The 6229-nt window shown below is 75.3% G+C and carries 5 protein-coding genes; 4 read left to right on the top strand and 1 reads right to left on the bottom strand.

The features are described 5' to 3' along the window. From DCS98_RS13605 to DCS98_RS13590, 4 genes are all read left to right on the top strand, one after another. On the top strand, positions 1-1931 hold a 1931-nt coding region (locus DCS98_RS13605), incomplete at its 5' end, for an alkaline phosphatase family protein (protein WP_116451877.1). Beyond that, positions 1906-3657 (top strand): CTP synthase, encoded by a 1752-nt coding sequence (locus DCS98_RS13600; protein WP_241037941.1) that lies wholly within the window; start codon positions 1906-1908, stop codon positions 3655-3657. The genes DCS98_RS13605 and DCS98_RS13600, both read left to right, overlap by 26 nt. Next, the gene (locus DCS98_RS13595) at positions 3657-4256 is read left to right on the top strand and encodes an NUDIX domain-containing protein (RefSeq protein WP_116451876.1); all 600 of its coding nucleotides are present in this window, start codon (positions 3657-3659) and stop codon (positions 4254-4256) included. The genes DCS98_RS13600 and DCS98_RS13595 overlap by 1 nt, the downstream gene beginning before the upstream one ends. A 25-nt stretch (positions 4257-4281) precedes the next feature. Beyond that, positions 4282-5508 carry an MFS transporter gene (locus DCS98_RS13590; RefSeq protein ID WP_116451875.1) on the top strand — a complete coding sequence of 409 codons (1227 nt, stop codon included), beginning with the start codon at positions 4282-4284 and terminating at the stop codon, positions 5506-5508. Here the strand turns inward: DCS98_RS13590 and DCS98_RS13585 are convergent. Then, on the bottom strand, positions 5501-6136 hold the full coding sequence (locus DCS98_RS13585; RefSeq protein WP_116451874.1) for a hypothetical protein: 636 nt from the start codon (positions 6134-6136) through the stop codon (positions 5501-5503). The genes DCS98_RS13590 and DCS98_RS13585 overlap by 8 nt on opposite strands. Between the last annotated feature and the right edge of the window lie 93 nt (positions 6137-6229).

Raw genomic sequence — 6229 nt, 5'->3', positions numbered from 1 at the left:
GGCTGCAGGAGCGGGCCGCGAGCTCCGGCCTGGTCGACCCGGTGGCCGCGGTGAACCGGACCGCCGAGGACGAGGGGACCCGGCGCTTCGGGGCGGAGCCCGGCGCGCTGGCCCGCGAGGTCGGCTGCGCGACGGTGGTGGGCCGGGCCGCGACCCTGGCCGCGGCCGTGCCGGGGGTGGAGGTCACCCGGGCCGACGTCCTGCCCGACGACCCCGACGAGCTGGCCGCGGTGCTGGCAGGCTGCCCGCTCGCCCTCGTCACGCTCAACCAGCTGACCGACGCGGGCCGGCCCGGTGTGGAGAAGACCGACGACGGCACCGAACCCGAGCCGCGGGCCGCGGCCCTGCTGCGCATCGATCGGGCCGTGGGCCAGCTGCGGGCAGCCGTGGCCGCCATGCCCGGGGAGACCCTCCTGCTGCTCGCCGGGATCTCCGAGGTCAACGACGGCCGGCCGCAGCTGCACGTCGGTCTGGCGGCGGGCCCGGGCTTCCCCGCGGGCACCTGGTTGAGCTCCGCCAGCACCGGCCGGGCGCCCTACGCCCAGCTCATCGACCTGGCACCGACCGCGCTGCGCGCGCTGGGGCTCGACCGGCCCGCGTCGATGAACGGCCAGCCGCTGCGGGCGGCGGGGGAGCGACCCGACCTCGCGACGGCGGTCGGTCAGCTCCAGGACATGAACACCGCCGCGACGGTGCACCACCGCAACGTCGGCGCCTTCTTCTGGGTGCTCGTGGTGCTCTCGGCCGCCGTGGTGCTCCTCGGCATCGCGGTGCTGGGTGGCTGGCAGCGGCGCCCGGCGGCGTCGTCGCCGGGTGCTGGCACCCGCGGCCTGCTGCGGCTGCTCGCGCTGGTGGTCGCCGCCGTCCCCGCCGCGACGTACCTCGCCGGGCTGTTCCCGTGGGAGCGGGCCGCCGCACCGGTGCCCGCGCTGGTCACCGCCGTGGCGGCCGCCGATCTCGTCGTGGTGGCGCTGGCGCTGGCCGGACCGTGGCGGCGTTCCCGCGTCGGCCCGCCCCTGGTCGTCCTGGCGGTCACGCTGGCGACGCACCTGCTCGACGTCCTCACCGGGTCCACGCTCGAGCTGAACGGTCTGCTCGGCTACGACGCGATCGTCGCCGGCCGCTTCACCGGCTTCGGCAACCTCACCTTCGGCACGCTCTCGGCGAGCGCGCTGCTGGTGACGGCCGCGGTCGCCACCGCGGCCGGGCGCCGGGCCGGTCCGGGCCGCGCCCGCGCGGTCACCGGTGCCACGGTGGTCGTCGTCGGCCTGGTCGTGGTCGCCGTCGTCGGCGCCCCGTCCCTGGGCCGCGACTTCGGCGGCGTCCTGTCGGCGATGCCCGGTTTCCTCCTGCTGGGCATGCTGCTGACCCGCGTCCGGGTGACGCTCCTGCGGCTGGTCGCCATCCTCGGCGTCGCCGTCGTCGCGGTCGGCACCGTCGCCGTCCTGGACTGGACGGGCCCCGCCGAGGACCGCAGCCACCTGGGGCGGTTCGTCGAGCAGGTGCTGACCGGCGAGGCGTGGACGGTGATCAGCCGCAAGGCGCAGGCCAACCTGGACATCCTGCTCGGCAGCCCCCTGGCGTGGATGCTGCCGGTGGCGCTGGTCGCCGCGGTCTGGCTGCTGCGCCCCGGCGGGCTGCTGCGCGGGGGCGCCGGGCTGCCGCCCGCTGATGCCGCCGTCCTCCGTGCGGGGCTGCTCGCCGCGGCGCTCAGCCTCGCGCTGGGCGCCGCGGTCAACGACTCCGGCGTCGCCCTCCCCGCCGCGGCCTCGGCCCTGCTGGTGCCCCTCCTGGTGTGGCTGGCGGCCGGACGTGGCGCCGAGGCCACCGTTCCGAGGGACACCGTGGGTGGCGCTCCCCACTCCGGCCCGGCCGACGGCCCGGATCGTGTTACGGTCGTCTCCCGTGGATCGACCGTCGGGAACGCCTGAATCCCTCTCGTCACCGTCCCTCTCGACCCGGGGCCTCCTGCACAACTCCCAGCCGACGAAGTTCGTCTTCGTCACTGGCGGCGTTGTCTCCTCGCTCGGCAAGGGGCTGACCGCCAGTTCGCTGGGCGCCCTGTTGTCCAGCCGGGGTCTGCGGGTCACGATGCAGAAGCTGGACCCCTACCTCAACGTCGACCCCGGGACGATGAACCCGTTCCAGCACGGCGAGGTCTTCGTCACCGAGGACGGCGCGGAGACAGACCTGGACGTCGGTCACTACGAGCGCTTCCTCGACATCGACCTGTCGGGCCGGGCCAACGTCACCACCGGCCAGGTCTACTCGGACGTGATCGCCAAGGAGCGCCGCGGGGAGTACCTCGGGGACACCGTGCAGGTCATCCCGCACATCACCAACGAGATCAAGTCGCGGATCATGGCCGGGGCCGAGGGGCCGGAGCGGGTCGACGTCGTCATCACCGAGATCGGTGGCACCGTCGGCGACATCGAGTCGCTGCCCTTCCTCGAGGCGGCCCGCCAGGTGCGGCACGAGATCGGCCGGGACAACTGCTTCTTCCTGCACATCTCGCTGGTGCCCTACATCGCGCCCTCCGGTGAGCTGAAGACCAAGCCCACGCAGCACTCGGTGGCCGCGCTGCGCAGCATCGGCATCCAGCCCGACGCGCTGGTGTGCCGCTCCGACCGCGAGATCCCCACCGGCCTCAAGCGCAAGATCAGCCTGATGTGCGACGTGGACGCCGAGGGCGTCATCTCGTGCGCCGACGCGCCGTCGATCTACGACATCCCCAAGGTGCTGCACCGCGAGGGCCTCGACGCCTACGTCGTCCGCCGGCTGGGCCTGCCCTTCCGGGACGTCGACTGGACCGTCTGGGGCGACCTCCTCGACCGGGTGCACGCGCCCAAGGAGACGGTCACGATCGCGCTGGTCGGCAAGTACATCGACCTGCCCGACGCCTACCTGTCGGTGACCGAGGCCCTGCGCGCCGGGGGGTTCGCCCACCGCAACCGGGTCCAGATCCGCTGGGTGCCCTCCGACGACTGCCAGACCCCGGAGGGCGCCGAGAAGGCGCTGGCCGGTGTCGACGGCGTCTGCGTGCCCGGCGGCTTCGGCGTCCGGGGCATCGAGGGCAAGCTCGGCGCGCTGAAGTACACCCGCACCAACGGCATCCCGACCCTCGGGCTGTGCCTGGGCCTCCAGTGCATGGTCATCGAGTACGCGCGCAACGTCGCCGGGCTGGAGAAGGCGAACTCGGCCGAGTTCGACCCGGAGACCCCGGACGCGGTCATCGCCACGATGGCCAGCCAGGTCGACGTCATCGCCGGCGAGCGGGACCTCGGCGGCACCATGCGCCTGGGCAGCTACCCGGCCAGCCTGCAGAAGGGCTCGGTCGCCGCGGCCGCGTACGGGTCCACCGAGATCACCGAGCGCCACCGGCACCGGTACGAGGTGGCCAACGCCTACCGCGACCGGCTGTCCGAGGCCGGGCTGGCCTTCTCCGGCACCTCGCCCGACGGTCTGCTGGTGGAGTTCGCCGAGCTGCCGCACGAGGTGCACCCGTTCTACGTCGGCACGCAGGCGCACCCCGAGCTGAAGAGCCGCCCGACCCGCCCGCACCCGCTGTTCGCGGCGTTCGTGCAGGCGGCGATCGAGTACCAGGAGGGGCAGCGCCTCCCGGTGACGTTCGACGAGGCGGAGAAGGTCGGCATCTGATGGCGGGCGAGCCGGCTCCGCACGAGTTCCGGCTGCTGGCCAGCGAGACGGTCTACGACGGGCGGGTCCTCTCGCTGCGCCTGGACACCGTCGCGATGCCCGGCGGCGGGGACAGCGTGCGCGAGGTGGTGGCGCACCCCGGCGCGGTCGCCGTCGTGGCCCTCGACGACGGTGACGGGGTGGTGCTGGTGCGCCAGTTCCGGCACCCGGTCGGCCGCCACCTCTGGGAGCTGCCCGCCGGCCTGCGGGACGCGGACGGGGAGCCGCCGCTCGAGACGGCGAAGCGCGAGCTGGCCGAGGAGGTCCAGCTCGCCGCCGGGCGGTGGTCGCTGCTGACGACCACCTACAGCAGCCCGGGCTTCTGCGACGAGCAGGTGCTGGTCTACCTCGCCGAGGAGCTCTCCGACGTCCCCCGGCCCGACGGCTTCGTCGTCGAGCACGAGGAGGCCGACATGACGGTGGAGCGGGTGCCGCTCGCCGACGCCGTCCAGCGGGTGTTCGACGGGGACATCCGCAACGCGTCGGCCGTCGTCGGGCTGCTCGCCGCGGCGCAGGTCCGCAGCGCCGCGCCGCGGCTGCGCGCCGCCGACGCGGGCTGAGCGGGCCCGGTCGGCTCGGCACCCGATGGCAGCCGGGCGGGGCGTCGCGCCGGCGGGGGACCGGATCACGGCCGGGCGCCAGCTGGCGCTGATCGCGGTGGTCCAGGTGCTCGCGATGGCCACCTGGTTCTCCGCCTCGGCCGTGGTCCCGTCGTTGCGCGAGGAGTGGGGGCTCGGGGGAGGCGGCGCCGGGCTGCTCACGGTCGCGGTGCAGGTCGGGTTCGTCGTCGGTGCCGTGGGCTCCGCGCTGGTGAACCTGCCGGACATCGTGCCGGCGCACCGGCTCGTCGCGGTCGCCTCCCTGGCGGCGGCGGGGACGACGGCGCTGACCGCCGCCGTCGCCGACGGCCTCGCCTGGGCCGTGCCGCTGCGGTTCCTCACCGGCGTCGCCCTGGCCGGCGTCTACCCGCCCGGGATGAAGCTGGTGGCCACCTGGTTCGGACGGGGGCGCGGCCACGCCCTGGCGGTGATGGTAGGTGCGCTCACCCTCGGCAGCTCGTTGCCCCAGCTGCTCAGCGGGCTGGCGCTGCCGTGGGAGCTGGTGCTGCACGCAGCGGCGGCGGCCGCCGCTGCGGCGGCCGTCCTCGCGCTCGTGGGCATCCGTCCGGGGCCGCTGGCGGCCCTCGCGCCGCCCCTCGACGTGCGCTACGTGCTCACGATCTTCCGGCAGCCGGCCTCGCGGATGGCCAACCTCGGCTACTTCGGCCACATGTGGGAGCTCTACGCGGTGTGGGCCTGGCTGCCCGCCTTCGTGAGCGCGAGCGTGGCGGCCGGCGGGCAGGACCTGCCGTTCACCCTGTCGGCCGGGGTCCTCGCGTTCCTCGCGGTCGGTGTCGCCGGCCTGGCCGGCTGCCTGCTGGCGGGGCGGGCCAGCGCTCGTCACGGTCCCGCCCGCACGGCCCTGGTCGCCCTGGTCGCCAGCGCCACCAGCTGCGTCGCGGCGGCGGCGGTGTTCGGTCGGTCCCCCCACCTGCTCGTCCTCGTCTGCCTCGTCTGGGGCGCCTCGGTCATCGCGGACTCGGCCATGTTCTCGACGGCCCTGAGCGAGAGCGTCGATCCCCGCTACGTCGGTACCGCCCTCACCATCCAGACGGCGATCGGCTACTCGCTCACCGTGGTGAGCATCCAGCTGGTCCCGGTGCTCGTCGACCTCGCCGGGTGGCCCGGCGCGGCGTTGGTGCTCGCCGTGGGACCTGCCCTGGGGGCGGTCGCCATGGCCCGGCTGTCCCGTGGGACGGCCCGCCTCAGCTGACGGGGCCGCCCGCGAGGACGTCGGGGGCCGGGGGCCGCAGGCCCAGCCGGCGCAGCTCGAGCCCCGCGAGCGCACGGACGGCTCCCGGATCGCCGGCGTGCCAGGCGGCACCGGTACCGGGCGGCAGGGTGGCCAGCTGGGGGAGCGGGGCGGTCGCCAGCGCCCGCGCGGCGAGCACGTGCAGGTCGGGGGTCCCGCGCAGCAGCGTCCGGGCGGCCTCCGCCTCGCGGACCCAGCGCAGCCGCCAGGGGAGCCAGCGCAGCAGCAGCCAGCCGACCGGGAGGACGACGAGCACGACGGCCAGGACCGCGGCCAGCGTGCCCACGGCGTCCTGCGCCGACTGCCCCGCCCCCGAGACCGAGCCGCCGGCGTCGGCCAGCGCGCCGAAGGGCGCCGACAGCTCGTCGCCCACCAGGGGCACGTCCTCGGCGGCACCGGCCGCCGAGTCCATGGTGCCGGCGACCGACCGGCCGAGGTCCTCGACCGCCTGGCCGGGCTCGGCCAGCACGAGCACCGCGCCGTGGACGACGCGGGCGACCAGGACCCAGAGCACGAACCAGGCGAGCACGCCGAGGTCGGCGGTGACCTGGCGCGAGCGGTGGACCGGGTGCTGGGCGTAGAGCTGCATCGCTCGATCCTGCGGTCGGGACGCCGGGACCGCAGCCCGCGAATCGCCGACGGATCCGGGTGCGCGGCGCCTCCGTGCCTACACTCCGCCCGA

Source organism: Blastococcus litoris, from assembly GCF_003075095.1.
GTDB lineage: Bacteria > Actinomycetota > Actinomycetes > Mycobacteriales > Geodermatophilaceae > Blastococcus_B > Blastococcus_B litoris.
Note: the sequence above shows the minus strand (reverse complement) of the source record. Positions and strands in the feature narration are given on the sequence as shown.

Coding starts and splice junctions, on each gene's coding strand:
- DCS98_RS13595 (WP_116451876.1), top strand. CDS start 3,657: ATGGCGGGCGAGCCGGCTCCGCACGAGTTCCGGCTGCTGGCCAGCGAG.
- DCS98_RS13585 (WP_116451874.1), bottom strand. CDS start 6,136: ATGCAGCTCTACGCCCAGCACCCGGTCCACCGCTCGCGCCAGGTCACC.
- DCS98_RS13590 (WP_116451875.1), top strand. CDS start 4,282: ATGGCAGCCGGGCGGGGCGTCGCGCCGGCGGGGGACCGGATCACGGCC.